We start from the raw sequence: 16,065 nt of genomic DNA on the forward strand, positions 1-16,065 counted from the left end.
CCTGCGGGTTGGTTTTTTTTATGGGCGTTAAGCGTCGGTCAGCTTTGTGCGCTGTTAATCAGTTTTCTGCTGTAATCGTGTTGAGGCTGTTCAAAGACTTGATTGGTTGGACCGTAATCCAGTGCTTTGCCCTGATGCAAAACCAGCATGCTGTCGCTGATATGTCGTACCAGACGCAGATGATTGGTGATCAGCAGATAAGATAAACCAGTAGTTTGTTGCAGTTCCAGCAGCAGATTGACAATCTGAGCCCGTAACGAGGGGTCTAAGGCTGTTAAAGCTTCATCCAGTATCAGCAGCTTCGGATCCATAATAAGAGCTCTGGCAAGCGCTACACGCTGTAATTGCCCCCCTGAGAACATATGAGGATAATAGGCGGCGTGTTCTTCCATTAAACCAAGTTGGTGCAGGGTTTGGTGGATTTTTTGCTGTCGTTGTTCTTCGTCCAGTGCTGTGCTGTAGCGCAACACATCATCGAGCATCTGTCCTACTTTATGGTGGGGATTCAGCGAGCGGGCAGGGTCCTGAAAAATATAGCGGATCACATGATTGTATTTTTTATGGTCGCTGATAGTGACGGCCTGACCTTCCAGCAGTATTTCACCGCTGTCCGGGCTTTCTATACCCACCAGCAATTTAGCCAGGGTGCTTTTACCTGAGCCTGTTTCTCCGACTATAGCCAGCGTCTGGCCCGGATATAGACTAAAGCTGATATCGGACAAAGCCTGAACGGTTTTACGACCAAAGATACCCTGAGCCTTCTGATAACTTTTATATAGCTGCCGGATCTCGAGTAATGGAGCTGTCATGATTTTTTACCCTGCAATGGAAAATGGCAACTGAAGTAGTGATTTTGCAGACGCTCCAGCACAGGGGTTTTAACACATTCCTTACGGGCATTGGGACAACGTGGCCCCAAACGGCAGCCTATAGGCAAATGCTGTAAGGTCGGAATGCTGCCATGCAAGGCGTACAAAGGTTGTTTACTGGCCAGTTGCGGCTGGAATTCAGGCACACTTTTGATCAGTGCATCGGTATAAGGGTGAAAAGGAGACTTTAAAATAGCCGCAGTTTCACCTGCTTCAACCAACTGGCCACAATACAATACGCTTAAGGTCTGAGTATTGCGGGCCACAGTTTCAAGCTCGTGGCTGATTAATAGTATCGACATACCTTTGAGCTGATTAAAGCTGGCTAATAAGCGAAACAACTGCGCCTGAGTGGTACTTTCCAGCGCTGTTGTAGGTTCATCAGCAATCAGCAGCTTCGGCTTTTTGGCAATAGCCATAGCGATCATGATTTTCTGACAGACCCCTTCAGGTAACTGGTAAGGGTAGGAGTTCAAAATAGTCTGGTGATCTCTGATCCCTACTTTGTGCAGCAGTGCTATGGCTTTTTTACGCCGCTCAAAAGGGCGGCCCCACCAACTGCCAGTCAGCCCAGAATCCGGAATGGCTTCAAGCAACTGATCCCGAATAGGGGCTGTCGGGTCCATGCTGCGGCTTGGCTCCTGATAAATCATGGCTATATCGCGACCAATAATTTTGCGCTGTTCTTCATAAGATAAACGCAATAAATCCTGGCCCGCCCAGCTGAATCTGTCTGCTGTGATATGCCATCTTTTATTCAGTACACCCACTATGGCTTTGGCAATTAAGCTTTTGCCTGAGCCGGATTCGCCCACCAAACCACGAATTTCGCCTTCACGTATGGTCAGGTTCACTTTATCTACAGCACGAATTAAGCCTTCCGCGGTTTCCAGCTCTATCGTCATGTTTTTAATATCAAGCAAAATCATCAGTTTTCCCGCCGCTTTGTCATCGCTGTGCGTAAGCCATCGCCGACCAGATTCACCGACAGTACAGCAGCAAAAACTAAAAGACCAGGCAAGGCTATGGCCCAGGGGGCCAGATAAATCAAATCCAGCGCATCAGCGATCATCACACCCCATTCAGAAGTGGGGGCCTGAGCGCCTAAGCCCAAAAAGCCCAGGGCTGCGACGTCAAGGATGGCGGTCGACAACGCCATAGTGGCCATCACAGTAATATGTTCCCAGATATTGGGTAAGACAGCATAACGTAACACCTGCCAGTTTGAGGCGCCGTCCAGCCGGTAGGCCGCGACATAATCTTGTTTTAAGGTGTCTTGTATCGCATTACGAATGCCGTGCACAAATTGGGGCAGCAGCGCCAGCATAATGGCCCAGGTGGTGTTCCAAAGCCCTGGGCCTAACACCGCCACTATAATAATGGCCAGCAGCAGAGAAGGGATAGTCAGAGCCAAATCCAGCACATGGTTAAAAATACTGGATTTCAGCCCTTTGCTCATGCCAGCCATAGCGCCTAAAGCCAAACCCATCAGTAAAGACCCTATCACTGTGATCAGGGCGATGCCAAAGGTATAAGTGGCCCCTTTCATCAGCCGCGACATTAAATCACGGCCTAAATCATCAGTGCCAAAAGGATACTGAACTAAACCTTGCTCACTCCATGATGGTGGCAGCAGCAATAAATCAGAATTTTGTAAATAGGGGCTATGGGGCGAAAGAAGTGGCGCAAAAATCGTCAAAAGTAAAAAGAATACAAAAATGACCAGGCCAAAAACCGCAACATGCTGGCGTTGAAACTGCTGCCAGAGCTGAGTTAAAGGTCCGCGGTTATGTTCCTCAAAATACAGCCGGAATTTTTTCATCTTAAGCTTTCCTGGCCAGAGGATTAAACAAGGTATGCAGTATTTCAGTCAGCATATTCACCACTATCACTAAACAGGACACCACTAATAAGCCCCCCTGAATAGCGGGGTAATTACGCTGATAAATACTGTCCAGTAACCACTGGCCTATACCTGGCCAGGAAAAAATGACTTCGGTAATCATCGCCAGTGTGATCAAAGTACTGAATTGCAAACCAATCTGACGGATCACGGGTAACAAGGCATTACGTAAACCATGATGATACAGCACCTGAGCCCGGCTTAAGCCTTTAGCGCGAGCTGTTTTAATATAACTTTGTTCCAGCACCGCCAGCATCGAATCCCGGGTAAAGCGGATCATCACAGTAGTGGGATAAGTGGCCAGTACTATGGCGGGCAACAACAAGTGCCGAAGAGCATCCTGGGTAGCTTCTGATTTATAGGGGATATCAGAGAGCCAGATATCCGGCAACATAAAACCCGTTGTTGTAGGTATATCAAACAAGACATTAATGCGTCCTGCTGTAGGTAACAGGCCAAGGGTCAGAGAAAACAGCATGATAAGCAATAATGCCCACCAGAAAATAGGAATAGAATAAGCGACCAGCGTAATGCCGGAGATCAGTTTACCGAAAAAGCTGTCGGCTTTGACTGCGGCAAATAAACCCAAAGGAATTCCCAATACAAAAGATAAAATCAGCGCATAACTTGCCAGCTCCAATGTGGCTGGAAATACTGCAATAATTTCAGCTAAGACAGGCTGTTGGCTGGAAAAAGACAGACCCCATTCACCAGCCAGAATACGATGGACATACCCCAGATACTGCATAATCACAGACTGATCCAAAGCGTAATACTGAATTAGCGCTTGCTGCTGCTCAGGATCAATGCTGGTCAGGCCTGAAACATTATTCAGCACTTCGCCGGGGAATAAATAACTTAAACTGAAAGCCAGCACCGTCAGGGCAACAAAAACAAAAGCTATTAAAAAAGTGCGGCGTAAAAAGTAGTGCAGCATCATAAGGACTTTCTCGCTGCGGCCATGGAAATACCACCATAGGGGTTAATGGTGACCCCGGTAATTTTGACACTTTTGGCCTGAAAGCGCTTGGAGTGCGCAATACTGACCAGCGGCATTTGCTCATCAAGATAAAGCTGAGCTGTTAAATAAAAACTGCGTCTTTGCTTAATATCTGCGGTCAGCAGGGCCTGGTTAATCAGATTGTCAAAATTCGGGTCGCACCAGTTGGCTCTGTTACTGCCAGACTCTGCAGCGCTGCAACTTAACAGCGGCCGGAAAAAGTTATCAGGATCTGCGTTATCAGCCGCCCAGCCAATCAGCACTGAATCATGCTCAAACTCGGAAAGTTTGCGCCTGAAACTGTTCCATTCAAAAGAAACAATAGAGGCTTTGACGCCAATTTTTGCCAGGTCGGCTTGCATCAGTTCTGCCATTTTTAACGCATTCGGGTTATACAAACGTTGTACCGGCATAGCCCAGATGTCCATGCTAAAGCCTTTAGGGTAACCGGCTTGCGCCAGCAACTCTTGGGCTTTGATCGGATCATATTGCTGTTCAGGCAAGTCATGGTAAAAAGCCCATGAGGTGGGGGGAAGCAAAGTCTTCGCTTTGTCGGCATAGCCAAAATACACTGCGTCCAGAATGGCGTCTTTATTAATGGCATAAGCTAAGGCTTTGCGCACCAGTACATTATCAAAAGGTGGTTTTTGGGTATTAAAAGCCCAGAAACCAACGTTCATGCTGATCTGACTTTGCACTTCAACATCAGGCCGCTCAGCGATGAGTTTCAGCTCGGCATTGCGGGGGTAGGCCACTACATCACATTCATGAGTCAGTAATTTTGCCATACGTTTGGCGTTATCCGGCACTAAGTCAAATACCAGCTGAGTCAGTTCCACTTTGCCGCGCCAGTATTCAGGATGACGGTAATAACGGATAAACTGATTTTTTTTATACTCTTTAAAGAAAAATGGTCCAGTGCCTATAGGTCTTTGATCCAATAATTCCGGCTGATTTTGTTGCAGCAACTGTTCAGCATATTCAGCAGATAAAATAGCAGCAAAGTCAGTGGCGAGATTGGATAAAAATGAGCTGTCAGGGCGGCTGAGCTCAAAGCGCACTGTGTTACTGTTTTCTGCTACTACGGCTTTCACCAGGGATCCCCAGTCGACACTCTGAAAATAAGGATAAACGGCTCCACCAGTGGCATGGTAAGGATGATCCGTCTGGGTGATACGATTAAAAGTAAAAGTGACATCCTTGGCGTTTAAGGTTCTGCTGGGCGAAAAGAAAGCGGTGTGATGAAACTGCACATCAGGGCGCAAGGTAAACCAGTAGGTTTTGCCATCGTCACTTAAGCGCCATTGGGTTGCCAGAGCGGGTAACAGTTCACCGCTTGCCGGGTCTATATCCAGCAGACGGTCGTAGAGTTGCTGACTGATAGCATCAATGGTGGTGCCCGAAGTGACCCGCTGTGGGTTAAAGCTCTCCGGAGAGCCTTCGGAACAATACACCATACCTTGCTGAATAGTTTCAGGAATATCAGGTTGGCAAGCGCTGAGTATCAACACAGAGCCACAGGGGACCATCAGGCTCAGTAAGGCTTTGATCATTGTTGGCTGTCCAGCAGTTTGTACTTTTTCATATAACCACGTAACTGATGATAGGTCAGATTCAGTGCTTCAGCTGTTTTCTTCTGATTAAACTGGTTAGCAGCAAGTGCTTGTTTAATCAGATCCATTTCAAAATTTTCAGACAAGACTTTAAAATCCTGCACCTGATTAAAATCAAAGGACGAAGCCGCTTTGACTAAAGCGGGCGGATTATCGCTGCTTTGTTCTCTGATAGCTACCACTGCGTTTTCTGCTGCTGGCCTGCGGTCTAAAGTACGAACGCGGTTCCGGGGACGGAACGGAGACTCAAAAGGGTCCAACTGAATATGATGCACTGGTACATAAGGGTTGTTGGTGCGATAGACACTACGTTCCACCACGTTTTTCAGCTCCCGCACATTACCTGGCCATTCATGCTCCAGCAAAATACGTTTGGCTTTTTCGCTAAAACCGCTGAACAACTCAAACCCCAGTTCCCGTGCCATATTGACGGCAAAGTGTTCGGCAAGAACCAGAATATCTTCCTGCCGCTCGCGCATCGGCGGCAGTGTGATGACATCAAAGGCCAGCCGGTCGAGCAAGTCAGCCCGAAACTCTCCTTGTTCAGCCATGGAAGGCAAATCCTCGTTGGTGGCGCAAATTAAACGTACGTCTACTTTGACAGAGCGACTGCCGCCCACCCGTTCAAATTCTCCGTATTCGATCACCCGCAGTAATTTTTCCTGCACCATAGCTGGTGTATTGGCTAATTCGTCCAGAAATAAAGTGCCGCCATTGGCCCGCTCAAACCTGCCTTCATGGCGTTTGGCTGCACCGGTAAAAGCGCCGGCTTCATGGCCAAAGAGCTCACTTTCCAGCAGATTTTCATTCAGCGCAGCGCAGTTTAAGGTTAAATAATTTTGATCCCAGCGCTGGGACAGGTAATGTAAGCGGGCTGCAATCAGCTCTTTACCTGTGCCCCTTTCACCAATGATCAGCACAGGTTTGTGCAAAGGTGCAATTTGGGACACCTGGTCCAACACGTTTAAAAAACTGTTGGACTGACCTATTAAGTTGTCTTGCTGAAAACTTCTGCTCATCAGGGCTCACGAAGTGGTGAATTTAACTAATAAGTAGTGTATTTCATAACGAAGGCTTGGCATAGCTTTTTTCGGACATAAATAAAATCAATATAAAACAATGGTTTAAAATAGTTTGGCAAGTTGGCAAGAAACCTGAATAGGTAATAGCGAATCCAACAAGTCATTAAGAGGTAAATAGTATGGGTATCTTCTCTCGCTTTTCAGATATCGTAAATTCCAACATCAATGCTTTATTAGATAAAGCAGAAGATCCGGAAAAAATGGTCCGCCTGATCATTCAGGAAATGGAAGACACACTGGTTGAAGTACGTTCTACCTCAGCCAAAACCATTGCAGAGAAAAAAGAACTGCAACGTGTAGTGTCTAAATTAGAAGCTGAAGTGGCCGATTGGCAGGCAAAAGCTGAACTGGCTTTAAGCAAAGAACGTGAAGACTTAGCCCGGGCTGCCCTGATTGAACGTCAGAAAGCAGCAGACCAGGCCGCAGCAGTCGCTGCCGACATTAGTCATTTAGATGAGCATGTCAGCAAGTTACAAGACGAAGTGGGTCAGTTGCAGGACAAGTTAGCAGATGCCAAAGCTCGTCAAAAAGCGATGCTGATGCGTCAGAAAACTGTGTCATCCCGTTTGGATGTGAAACGTAGTCTGGACAGCAACCGTTTAAACGACGCTATGTACAAGTTTGAACGTTATGAGCAAAAAATCGATTCACTGGAAGCTCAGGTTGAATCGTACGATTTAGGTAAAAAAACCTTAAAAGATGAGTTTGCAGAATTGGCTTCATCTGAGAAAATCGATAACGAATTGGCTGAATTAAAAGCTAAAATGTCTAAAAAAGATAACGCCTGATACTCAGGCGTTGTAGGAGCTAAAGATGGAAATTAGTGAGGTCATTGGTATACCGTTCATCCTGTTCATGATTTTTGTCGCGCCACTGTGGGTCTTTATGCACTACAGAAGCAAAAACAAAATTGGTGAAGGTTTGGGTGACAGTGAACTGGCTCAACTGAATGAGTTATCTCATCGCGCCGAGAAAATGGCGGACCGCATCAAAACGCTGGAAGCGATTTTAGATGCGGAGTCACCGAAGTGGAGAGAAAAACATGACTAAAATACGCAAAGAGCTGTTGCGGGATGACCGCAACGGCAAACTGGCCGGGGTCTGTGCAGGTATTGCAGACTACTTTGGCTGGGAAGTGTGGTTAGTTCGGTTGATTGTGGTCACTTCGGTGTTATTAGGTTTAGGCGGTTTGTTACCTGTATTGTACGTGGCGGCCTGGTTTATTCTGGAAAAAAAATCAGTGTATGAAGCCAAAAAAGGTGTCACAGAACCTTCGTACGATGAACGTCCGGTTGAAGTGAAAACCCGGGTATGGCAACGCGGTGAGGCGCCAAAATCAGCTGTGCATCATCTGGTCAATCAATTTAACAGTATGGAATTACGTTTACGCGACATGGAAACTCATGTCACCTCTGCTAAGTTTCAACTGAACAGAGAAATAAGTAAGTTATAGTGAGTCTGCTCACAGACGCCACATAGGAACACTGCATGGATTGGTTAAAAAAGGCGCGCTGGCATTCAGAACAACTGACACAGCGGGCCTTTCACCGTCAGCTCAGACTGGGAGTCACAGGCTTAAGTGGTGCAGGAAAAACTGCACTCTTAACCGCACTGGTGCACCAACTGACCCAAAGTCATTCGTCTCATTTACCCTTTTTCTCTGTAATGCAAAAGCGTTGGCTGGGTGCTCGTATTGATGACAATCAATTGCCGCAGCTTCCCCGTTTTGGCTTTGAGAAAAACTTAAGTTACCTGCAGCAACAACCGGCCTGCTGGCCCCCATCTACTGTTGGCTGGAGTCAGTTGACCTTAGCATTACGTTATCAGAGCGAATCCAGCTTACGTGCCCGCTTTCAGGATTATCAGGAAACTGAACTGGTACTGGTGGATTATCCGGGTGAGTGGCTGCTGGATTTACCCATGTTGCAACAGAATTACCAGCAGTGGTGTGAACAAAGCTGGTTGCTGTTTGCTCAATCCCATAGGGCTGCCACCGCAAAGGGCTTTAAACAGCGGCTACAGACTATTGATTTAAATGATACGTCAGTGCTGGCAGTGCAGGAGTTGTGCGCTGACTACAGCACCTTACTAAAGCAATTCCGTGAAGTGGCTGGGGCTTATTTAAATCAGCCGGGCCGACTATTAGTACCTGGTGAATTTGAAGGCACCCCTTTGCTGCAATTATTGCCCTTGTTACCTGAACAGCTGGCACAAGGTGGGGCTTTGGTGGAGCTGATGCAAAAACATTTTGCCAGCTACCAAAGCAAAGTGATTGAGCCTTTTTACCGTCAGTACTTTTCAGGTTTAGACCGTCAGGTGGTGCTGGTTGATATTTTGGGCGCACTGAATGCTGGTGAAGCCGCGCTTTTAGAGCTGAAACAAAGTTTATTGCTGATTTTGCAAAGTTTTGATTATGGCCCTGAACACTGGCTGCGGCGTATTTTTAAACCACGCATCAGTAAAGTGTTATTTGCGGTCAGTAAAGCCGACCACGTCACACCGGATCAGCATCAGGCGCTGACATTATTATTACAACAGCTGTTGCTGCAACATCTGCAGAGCGTGAAATTTCAGCTGTGTCCGTACGAAGTGATGGCGATAGCGGCTATCAAAGCCAGCGAAGCAGGTTTTGTGAAACAGAATAGCCAGCAGCAGCCTTGTTTACGTGGTATCAGTGCAACAACAGGTGAAGCGCTCACCTATTATCCAGGCGACGTGCCACGTTATTGGCCTGATCATCAGCTGTTTACCGAACATCATTTTGAGTTTCAGTCCCTGGCTCCCTTGCCATGGCCTAAACAGCAAATGCTTGGGCATATCCGTTTGGATCATCTGCTCGAGTACTTGTTAGGAGATAAACTGACATGACCGATCTAAAACAAGCCAAAACCTTTAAAGAGGCCGATTTTATTGGCTCTGATGCGGTTTCAGAACTGCCTCTGACCAAGGCAGTACAATTTGAGCTGGCAGATTTTGTGGTTGAGCCACAAGTCGGGCCGGAACCATCAAAACGCAAGCCTGTGTCCGCGCTGCTATGGGCTGGCGTCAGCAGTCTGCTGTTGTTAGTGGCTATCGCTTTATACAGCGCCCTGACCAGTATCCAGCAGGCTTTTACAGCGCCAGGTATCAGTACTGTGCTGGAAGCCTTATTTTGTGTTGCTTTATTAACTTTAGGCGGCTTGCTGCTGCTGCGTGAATGGCGTTTATGGCGGCGTTTAGCAAAAACCAGAAAGTGGCAACAAGCACATCAGCGTATTCATGCCAGTATTCAGTATGGTGAAGCTGAACAGCTGTGTCTGGATATCGCCGCCGTTTTACCTGAATCAACACAGCAGGATGTGGCAGACTGGAAAGTACAAAAACAAACAGAACACAGTGATCAGGAACTGCTGGATTTGTTTGAATTAAAGGTGCTGAGTAAAGCCGATGCCCGTGTGCGGCAACAGATCCATCAAGCCTCTGCCGACACTGCTATGGCTGTGGCTGTCAGCCCTTTTGCTTTAGCAGATATGTTGCTGGTGCTCTGGCGCACCAGTAAATTGTTACGCCAGATGGCAGAAAGTTATGGCGCTTCTTTGGGGCAATTGCGTAGCCTGCTGTTGATCAAACATTTGTTTGCCGCTTTATTGTGGGCGGGCAGCTCAGAACTGGCGCTGGATTTAGGCTCAGATCTGATAGGAGCTGAACTGACCAGCAAATTATCCATGCGGGCAGGGCAAGGCTTAATAGCAGGTATGCTGGTCGCCCGCTTAGGTTTAGCTGCGCAGCAGTTGTTACGGCCTTTGCCTTTGGCGCAAAGCCAAAAGCTAAGTTTGTTGGATTTAAGTAAAGCCTTAGTGCGGCGTCTGCTGGGCAAAGCTGCTTCTTTGTCAACTTAACGTTACATCTGTTGTTGTTTTTGTTAAAACTGACGGTGCTGCTTCAGACCGTCAGATGTCTATATGCCTTGTCGCTGATCTGCCTGCTCGGTATAAAAAACTCATAAAAAATAAAACAGTAGTAATGACAGGTGTTTTTATGAGTAAGCAGCAGTACAGTCATCCTGATACGGTATGTATTCATGCCGGAAAAACAGGTTTAAATCCACACGGCGCCTTAGCCACTCCTTTGTATCAGACCTCCACTTTTGTATTTGACAGTGCCGAACAAGGCGCAGCGCGTTTTGCCGGAGAAGAGCAGGGTTATATCTACACCCGTTTGGGTAACCCAACCACAAGAGAGCTGGAATTAAAAGTCGCAGCGCTGGAGGGCATGGAAGATGCGGCAGCTACTGCCACTGGTATGGGGGCAGTGGCTGCTGCCACTATGGCCTTTTTACAGCAAGGTGATCACCTGATCGCCAGCAAAGCGATTTATGGTTGTAGTTTTGCACTCTTTAACCATCAGTTTGCCCGTTATGGCATAGACGTCAGTTTTGTCGATATGACAGATCATCACGCCATCAAACAGGCGCTGAAAGCCAACACCAAAATGATTTTTGCGGAAACACCAATTAACCCGACTCTGACCGTGCTCGATTTAGACTTTATTGGTCAGTTTGCTAAACAGCACCAACTGCTCTCAGTGATTGATAACACCTTCCTGACGCCTCTGCTGCAAAGACCAGCTGACTATGGCATAGATCTGATTTTGCACAGTGCCACCAAGTACCTGAACGGCCATGGTGATGTAGTGGCAGGTATTATTGTTGGCAGTGCTGAACACATTACTCAGATTAAACTCACCACCCTGAAAGATATGGGCGCGACTATCAGTCCCCATGATGCCTGGTTGATTATCCGTGGCCTGAAAACCTTATCAGTGCGGATGGAGCGGCATTGCCAGAATGCGCAAAAAGTTGCGGAATATCTCGAAGCGCACCCGGCTATAGGGCAGGTGTATTACCCGGGGTTAAAATCTCATCCCGGCCACAAGTTTATCGGCAAGCAAATGAAAGCCGCTGGTGGCGTTCTGGCCTTTGAGCTCAATGGCAGTCTGGATGATGGCCGTTATTTTATTAATCAGTGTCAGTTACTGAGCCTTGCCGTCAGTCTCGGCGATGCAGAGTCACTGATCCAGCATCCGGCGTCAATGACTCATAGTCCTTATACGCCAGAAGAACGTCAAATGGCGGGTATTAGTGATGGCTTGATCCGTATTTCTGTAGGGCTTGAGCATGTCGAGGATATTATTGCTGACCTTAAGCAGGCACTGACATTAATGCAGCAAAAGCAGCAGAAGCCCCCCTTGTCGTTGTAACCATAGCTTTACAAAAACAGCAGAGTTGACGTTCACGTCAACTCTGCAATGGGTTAACAGCTGTTGTCCAATCCTCTAGTATCTGCCGCAACTAAAGGGTTCTGCCCATATAAAAGTGTTGAACAGGGTTCTATGAGTAAATCAAGCAAGTATGTATCGCATCAGTCGGATAAAGATGGCTTTATTCACTGGTCGGCTGAAGAAAACCAAATCTGGTCTGAGCTTATGCAGCGTCAGCTTTCCTGTATTGAAGGCAAAGCCTGTGACGAATATCTGGATGGCCTGAAGAAGCTGAATTTGCCTGTGGATCGTATTCCACAGCTGGCTGAAATTAATGAGGTATTAGAGCCAAGCACAGGCTGGAAAGTGACTGAAGTGCCGGCCTTGATTAGTTTTGATCGGTTTTTTCAGCTGTTAGCCAACAAAGAATTTCCGGTTGCCACTTTTATCCGCAGCAGGGAAGAGTTTGATTACCTGCAAGAGCCCGATGTGTTTCATGAAATATTTGGCCACTGCGCTATGCTGACTCATCCGGCTTTCGCTGAATTTACTCATACCTATGGCAAACTGGGCTTAGCCGCCAGCAAAGAAGACCGTGTGTATCTGGCGCGTTTGTACTGGTTTACTATTGAATTTGGCTTATTGAGCAGCAAAGATGGTTTACGTATTTATGGTGGCGGTATTTTGTCTTCACCAGGCGAAACTTTATACGCCATCAGCTCTGACGTACCAGAGCGCAGAGTGTTTGATGTAGTAGATGTGCTGCGCACGCCTTACCGTATCGACATTATGCAGCCTGTGTATTTTATGATTAATTCGATTAACGATTTATTTGATGTATCCCAACTGGATTTAATGGCTATGGTCCAACAGGCCCGTTCCCTGGGTTTACATGCACCTAAATTTCCGCCTAAAGAAAAAAAGGCGAGCTAAGCTCTGCCTATAACTGAGAACACACTGATGTCTGAATTAAAACAAGCCAAATGTGAAGCCTGCCGTGCTGATGCACCAAAGGTATCGGATGAAGAATTAGCCCAACTGATGCACCAGATCCCGGATTGGACCCCAGTGGCCCGTGATGGAATTTTACAGCTGGAACGTGAGTTTAAGTTTAAAAACTTTAAACTGGCCTGGGCTTTTCATCAGAAAGTGGCGCAGCTGGCTGAAGATGAAGGCCACCATCCGGCCTTGTTGCTGGAGTGGGGCAAGCTCACAGTGACCTGGTGGTCGCATTCGATCAAAGGCCTGCATAAAAATGATTTTATTTGTGCAGCGAAAACGGATGCGTTGTTAGTTTCTTAACAGCTTCTGTTGTAGGGGATGGGCTTGTCCCATCCCGTTTTCTCTCCTCTGCTACACACTGTCCCCACACTGTGCTCCCTTCCTGCCGCGATTCCCCATGCTACGTACAAAGTACGAAGCGGATGTGCATATTTCTTTACAAATAGTACTGGTCTGCCTGAGCCTCTTTACCGTATGATTAAGATTAAGCAAAAGCTTGAGGTGGTTTTTTATCATGAGGTTAGAAATTCATTGCCAGGACCGACTGGGTATTACTCAGGAAGTGTTAAATATCCTGGTCAGCTATCAGTTGGATTTACGTGGTATTGAAGTGGACCCGATCCTAGGCCGGATTTATGTGTCGTTCCCGACTGTCGAGTTTGAAAAATTCCAGGAATTGATGGTGAAAATTCGCCGCATTCCCGGTGTCGACGATGTAAAAACTACGGCTTTTATGCCATCGGAGCGGGAGCACAATGAACTGACCACCTTATTACGCACTCTGCCGGACGGCATTATTGCGGTAGACACCCGTGCTAATGTGACCATTATTAATGAAGCTGCGCTTGAAGCTTTATCTATGGAGCGCAGTGATATTGAAGGACAGTTGCTGACCGCTATGGTCAAAGGTTTTAATTTAAGCCGCTGGCTGGAAAGTGATGATGTGCTGGCCCAAACCCGCAGGGTAGAAATTCAGAACAAACGCTTTATCGCTGACTTATTGCCTGTGTTGGTGCCGGGGGACGCGGGCAAAGATATTCTGGCCGGGGCTGTACTAAACCTGAAATCTGAAAGCCGTTTGGGTGAGCAGATGGTGGTGTTTAAAAAAGGCGATCAGGAAAGCTTTAATAATTTACATGCCCACAGCAATTTGATGCGCAAAGTTGTACGTGAAGCAAAGAAAATGGCTCAACTGGACGCCCCGATTTTGATTATGGGTGAAACAGGCACAGGCAAAGAAGTTCTGGCGCGGGCTTGCCATGCGGCCAGCAGCAGAACAGGCAAACCCTTTTTAGCAGTGAATGTGGCCGCTATGCCGGATTTAGTCGCAGAATCTGAACTCTTTGGTCATGGCCCGAACGCCTTTCCCGGCGCCAGCGAAGCAAAAAAAGGTATTTTTGAGCAAGCTAATAAAGGCACTGTGTTTCTCGATGAAGTGGGCGAGATGTCGCGTGAGTTGCAAACCAAGCTGATTCGCTTTTTGCAGGATGGCAGTTTCCGCCGTGTTGGTGATGAAAACGAAGTCAAAGTAGACGTGCGGGTAATTTGCACTACACAAAAAGACTTACCGGCTATGGTGCAGGAAGGCAAATTCCGTGAAGACTTATTTTACCGTTTAAACGTATTGACGCTGAACTTGCCACCGTTGCGTGAGCGTAAACAGGATGTTGTGCCTCTGGCCGAATTTTTTATCGCTCGTTTCGCTGCCCGCTTAGGTCGTAAAGCTCCGAAATTGACCGACTCCTGCGCACATTTTCTGCAGCATTACCCCTGGCCTGGTAATGTGCGTCAGCTAGAAAATGCTTTGTACCGGGCAGTGACTTTACTCGAAGGTTATGAGCTGGATAAAGAGCATATGCAGCTGCCAAGCTACACCAGTGACTTTGGCTATCTGGAAAAAGATTTTGATGGCACGCTGGACGAAGCAGTACGGAATTTTGAAGCGGACTTATTACGAAAACTCTATCCGGCTTATCCAAGTTCACGCCAGTTGGCGAAAAAACTCGGTTTAAGTCACACAGCTGTCGCTAATAAATTGCGCGAATATGGCATTAACCGTAAGAGCGTAAAAATTTAAATACGCTTTGTGTGATTTGCTCTACAAAGACCAGGCCCTAAAGCTCGTTTTAGGGCCTTTTTGTTTCTTATTTAAGCGAAAAGGCATTTTTGTCAGTTATTCTGTACAAAAATGCCCTTTTTTCGTCGCTCAGTCATCCGTGGAGTCTCTCTTCCATTTTTTTTGGGCAAGCGCAAGATAAGCACAAATTAGCCTGATTTTTTTCTGGAGATACTGATGTTTGACCCTATTAACCCTTTGGGTACCGATGGTTTTGAATTTGTTGAGTACACTGCGGCCACAGAGCAGGGTATTGAGGATTTGAAGCAACTCTTTAGTTCTTTAGGTTTTACTGAAGTTGCTAAACACCGCTCTAAAGAAGCCTGGTTATACAAACAAGGTGATGTGAATTTTATTGTGAACGGTCAGCCAAATTCTCAGGCTGAACAGTTTGCAGCTGAACATGGCCCAAGCGTCTGTGCTATGGCATTCCGGGTGAAAGATGCAGCCGAAGCCTTACAGCACGCTGTGGCTAACGGTGCTAAGGCCTACCAGAATCAGGTTGGCCCTATGGAGCTGAATATCCCGGCAGTGTATGGCATTGGCAGCAGCCTGTTGTATTTTGTTGACCGTTATGGTCAGAATTCTGTGTATGACGTTGATTTTAAATTCTACGATAACTGGCAAGCTGAAATGGCGAAAAACCAGGTGGGTTTAGAGGTAGTTGACCACCTGACTCACAATGTACGTCGTGGCAATATGGCGCTATGGGCTGGTTTTTATGAGCGTATAGGTAACTTCCGCGAAATCCGTTATTTTGATATTGAAGGCAAGCTGACAGGTCTGGTGTCTAAAGCCATGACTGCGCCTTGTGGCAAAATCCGTATTCCAATCAACGAGTCGTCTGATGATAAATCTCAGATTGAAGAGTTTATCCGTGAATACAAAGGTGAAGGTATTCAGCATATCGCCATGACCACAGAGAATATCTATGAAACAGTACGGACACTGCGTCAGCGTGGCATGGATTTTATGCCAACGCCAGATACCTATTACGAACGTGTAAACGCCCGTGTTGAAGGCCACACTGAAGATCTGGAACAGTTAAAAGAGCTGCGTGTACTGATTGATGGTGCGCCAATGAAAGACGGTATTTTATTGCAGATCTTTACCAAAACAGTGATTGGCCCTGTATTCTTTGAAATTATTCAGCGTAAAGGCAACGAAGGTTTTGGCGAAGGCAATTTCAAAGCTTTGTTTGAATCCATTGAAGAAGATCAAATCCGTCGCGGAGTACTGTAA

General features: G+C 46.8%; 16 protein-coding genes. 10 read left to right on the forward strand and 6 right to left on the reverse strand.

The window, feature by feature from the left end; genetic code table 11:
* Positions 1–38 precede the first annotated feature (38 nt).
* The 6 genes from RHEIN_RS06895 to pspF are packed head-to-tail and all read right to left on the reverse strand — an operon-like array spanning position 39 to position 6,404.
* Positions 39–809 carry an ATP-binding cassette domain-containing protein gene (locus tag RHEIN_RS06895; protein WP_008898256.1) on the reverse strand — a complete coding sequence of 257 codons (771 nt, stop codon included), beginning with the start codon at positions 807–809 and terminating at the stop codon, positions 39–41.
* Complete coding sequence (locus RHEIN_RS06900) at positions 806–1,798, reverse strand: peptide ABC transporter ATP-binding protein (RefSeq protein WP_008898257.1); 993 nt, start codon at positions 1,796–1,798, stop codon at positions 806–808. The genes RHEIN_RS06895 and RHEIN_RS06900 overlap by 4 nt, the downstream gene beginning before the upstream one ends.
* Positions 1,798–2,691, reverse strand: a complete 894-nt coding sequence (locus RHEIN_RS06905) for an ABC transporter permease subunit (RefSeq protein ID WP_008898258.1) — start codon at positions 2,689–2,691, stop codon at positions 1,798–1,800. The genes RHEIN_RS06900 and RHEIN_RS06905 overlap by 1 nt, the downstream gene beginning before the upstream one ends.
* A 1-nt stretch (position 2,692) precedes the next feature.
* A complete protein-coding gene (locus tag RHEIN_RS06910) occupies positions 2,693–3,712 on the reverse strand; it encodes an ABC transporter permease (RefSeq protein WP_008898259.1) in 1,020 nt (339 codons plus the stop codon).
* The gene (gene sapA, locus RHEIN_RS06915; RefSeq protein ID WP_008898260.1) at positions 3,709–5,325 is read right to left on the reverse strand and encodes an ABC transporter substrate-binding protein SapA; all 1,617 of its coding nucleotides are present in this window, start codon (positions 5,323–5,325) and stop codon (positions 3,709–3,711) included. The genes RHEIN_RS06910 and sapA overlap by 4 nt, the downstream gene beginning before the upstream one ends.
* On the reverse strand, positions 5,322–6,404 hold the full coding sequence (pspF, locus tag RHEIN_RS06920) for a phage shock protein operon transcriptional activator (protein ID WP_008898261.1): 1,083 nt from the start codon (positions 6,402–6,404) through the stop codon (positions 5,322–5,324). The genes sapA and pspF overlap by 4 nt, the downstream gene beginning before the upstream one ends.
* A gap of 182 nt (positions 6,405–6,586) precedes the next feature.
* Between pspF and pspA the strand changes: the two genes are divergently transcribed.
* The 10 genes from pspA (at position 6,587) to hppD (ending at position 16,065) form a co-directional block, all read left to right on the forward strand.
* Complete coding sequence (gene pspA / locus RHEIN_RS06925; RefSeq protein ID WP_008898262.1) at positions 6,587–7,255, forward strand: phage shock protein PspA; 669 nt, start codon at positions 6,587–6,589, stop codon at positions 7,253–7,255.
* Between the two features lie 25 nt (positions 7,256–7,280).
* On the forward strand, positions 7,281–7,517 hold the full coding sequence (gene pspB / locus RHEIN_RS06930) for an envelope stress response membrane protein PspB (protein WP_008898263.1): 237 nt from the start codon (positions 7,281–7,283) through the stop codon (positions 7,515–7,517).
* Entirely contained in the window at positions 7,510–7,920 is a 411-nt protein-coding gene (gene pspC, locus RHEIN_RS06935) for an envelope stress response membrane protein PspC (protein ID WP_008898264.1), read from the forward strand. Before pspB ends, pspC begins: the two co-directional genes overlap by 8 nt.
* Positions 7,921–7,955: 35 nt before the next feature.
* Complete coding sequence (locus RHEIN_RS06940; protein WP_008898265.1) at positions 7,956–9,335, forward strand: YcjX family protein; 1,380 nt, start codon at positions 7,956–7,958, stop codon at positions 9,333–9,335.
* Positions 9,332–10,345 carry a TIGR01620 family protein gene (locus RHEIN_RS06945; protein WP_008898266.1) on the forward strand — a complete coding sequence of 338 codons (1,014 nt, stop codon included), beginning with the start codon at positions 9,332–9,334 and terminating at the stop codon, positions 10,343–10,345. Before RHEIN_RS06940 ends, RHEIN_RS06945 begins: the two co-directional genes overlap by 4 nt.
* A gap of 139 nt (positions 10,346–10,484) precedes the next feature.
* Positions 10,485–11,705 (forward strand): methionine gamma-lyase, encoded by a 1,221-nt coding sequence (gene megL / locus RHEIN_RS06950; protein ID WP_008898267.1) that lies wholly within the window; start codon positions 10,485–10,487, stop codon positions 11,703–11,705.
* A gap of 132 nt (positions 11,706–11,837) precedes the next feature.
* Entirely contained in the window at positions 11,838–12,638 is an 801-nt protein-coding gene (gene phhA, locus RHEIN_RS06955; RefSeq protein ID WP_008898268.1) for a phenylalanine 4-monooxygenase, read from the forward strand.
* Between the two features lie 27 nt (positions 12,639–12,665).
* Positions 12,666–13,007 carry a 4a-hydroxytetrahydrobiopterin dehydratase gene (locus tag RHEIN_RS06960; RefSeq protein WP_008898269.1) on the forward strand — a complete coding sequence of 114 codons (342 nt, stop codon included), beginning with the start codon at positions 12,666–12,668 and terminating at the stop codon, positions 13,005–13,007.
* A 214-nt stretch (positions 13,008–13,221) separates the two neighbouring features.
* Positions 13,222–14,784, forward strand: a complete 1,563-nt coding sequence (gene tyrR, locus RHEIN_RS06965; RefSeq protein ID WP_008898270.1) for a transcriptional regulator TyrR — start codon at positions 13,222–13,224, stop codon at positions 14,782–14,784.
* 216 nt (positions 14,785–15,000) lie between these two features.
* Entirely contained in the window at positions 15,001–16,065 is a 1,065-nt protein-coding gene (gene hppD, locus RHEIN_RS06970) for a 4-hydroxyphenylpyruvate dioxygenase (RefSeq protein ID WP_008898271.1), read from the forward strand.

The sequence above is a fragment of the Rheinheimera sp. A13L genome, assembly GCF_000217935.1.
Taxonomy (GTDB): Bacteria; Pseudomonadota; Gammaproteobacteria; order Enterobacterales; family Alteromonadaceae; genus Pararheinheimera.

Bases quoted from the DNA above. Each gene is read 5' to 3' on its own strand.
- RHEIN_RS06900 (WP_008898257.1), bottom strand. From the start codon at position 1,798: ATGATTTTGCTTGATATTAAAAACATGACGATAGAGCTGGAAACCGCG.
- pspF (WP_008898261.1), bottom strand. From the start codon at position 6,404: ATGAGCAGAAGTTTTCAGCAAGACAACTTAATAGGTCAGTCCAACAGT.
- megL (WP_008898267.1), top strand. From the start codon at position 10,485: ATGAGTAAGCAGCAGTACAGTCATCCTGATACGGTATGTATTCATGCC.
- pspB (WP_008898263.1), top strand. From the start codon at position 7,281: ATGGAAATTAGTGAGGTCATTGGTATACCGTTCATCCTGTTCATGATT.
- pspC (WP_008898264.1), top strand. From the start codon at position 7,510: ATGACTAAAATACGCAAAGAGCTGTTGCGGGATGACCGCAACGGCAAA.
- RHEIN_RS06940 (WP_008898265.1), top strand. From the start codon at position 7,956: ATGGATTGGTTAAAAAAGGCGCGCTGGCATTCAGAACAACTGACACAG.
- phhA (WP_008898268.1), top strand. From the start codon at position 11,838: ATGAGTAAATCAAGCAAGTATGTATCGCATCAGTCGGATAAAGATGGC.
- tyrR (WP_008898270.1), top strand. From the start codon at position 13,222: ATGAGGTTAGAAATTCATTGCCAGGACCGACTGGGTATTACTCAGGAA.
- pspA (WP_008898262.1), top strand. From the start codon at position 6,587: ATGGGTATCTTCTCTCGCTTTTCAGATATCGTAAATTCCAACATCAAT.
- RHEIN_RS06905 (WP_008898258.1), bottom strand. From the start codon at position 2,691: ATGAAAAAATTCCGGCTGTATTTTGAGGAACATAACCGCGGACCTTTA.
- RHEIN_RS06895 (WP_008898256.1), bottom strand. From the start codon at position 809: ATGACAGCTCCATTACTCGAGATCCGGCAGCTATATAAAAGTTATCAG.
- hppD (WP_008898271.1), top strand. From the start codon at position 15,001: ATGTTTGACCCTATTAACCCTTTGGGTACCGATGGTTTTGAATTTGTT.
- RHEIN_RS06960 (WP_008898269.1), top strand. From the start codon at position 12,666: ATGTCTGAATTAAAACAAGCCAAATGTGAAGCCTGCCGTGCTGATGCA.
- sapA (WP_008898260.1), bottom strand. From the start codon at position 5,325: ATGATCAAAGCCTTACTGAGCCTGATGGTCCCCTGTGGCTCTGTGTTG.
- RHEIN_RS06945 (WP_008898266.1), top strand. From the start codon at position 9,332: ATGACCGATCTAAAACAAGCCAAAACCTTTAAAGAGGCCGATTTTATT.
- RHEIN_RS06910 (WP_008898259.1), bottom strand. From the start codon at position 3,712: ATGATGCTGCACTACTTTTTACGCCGCACTTTTTTAATAGCTTTTGTT.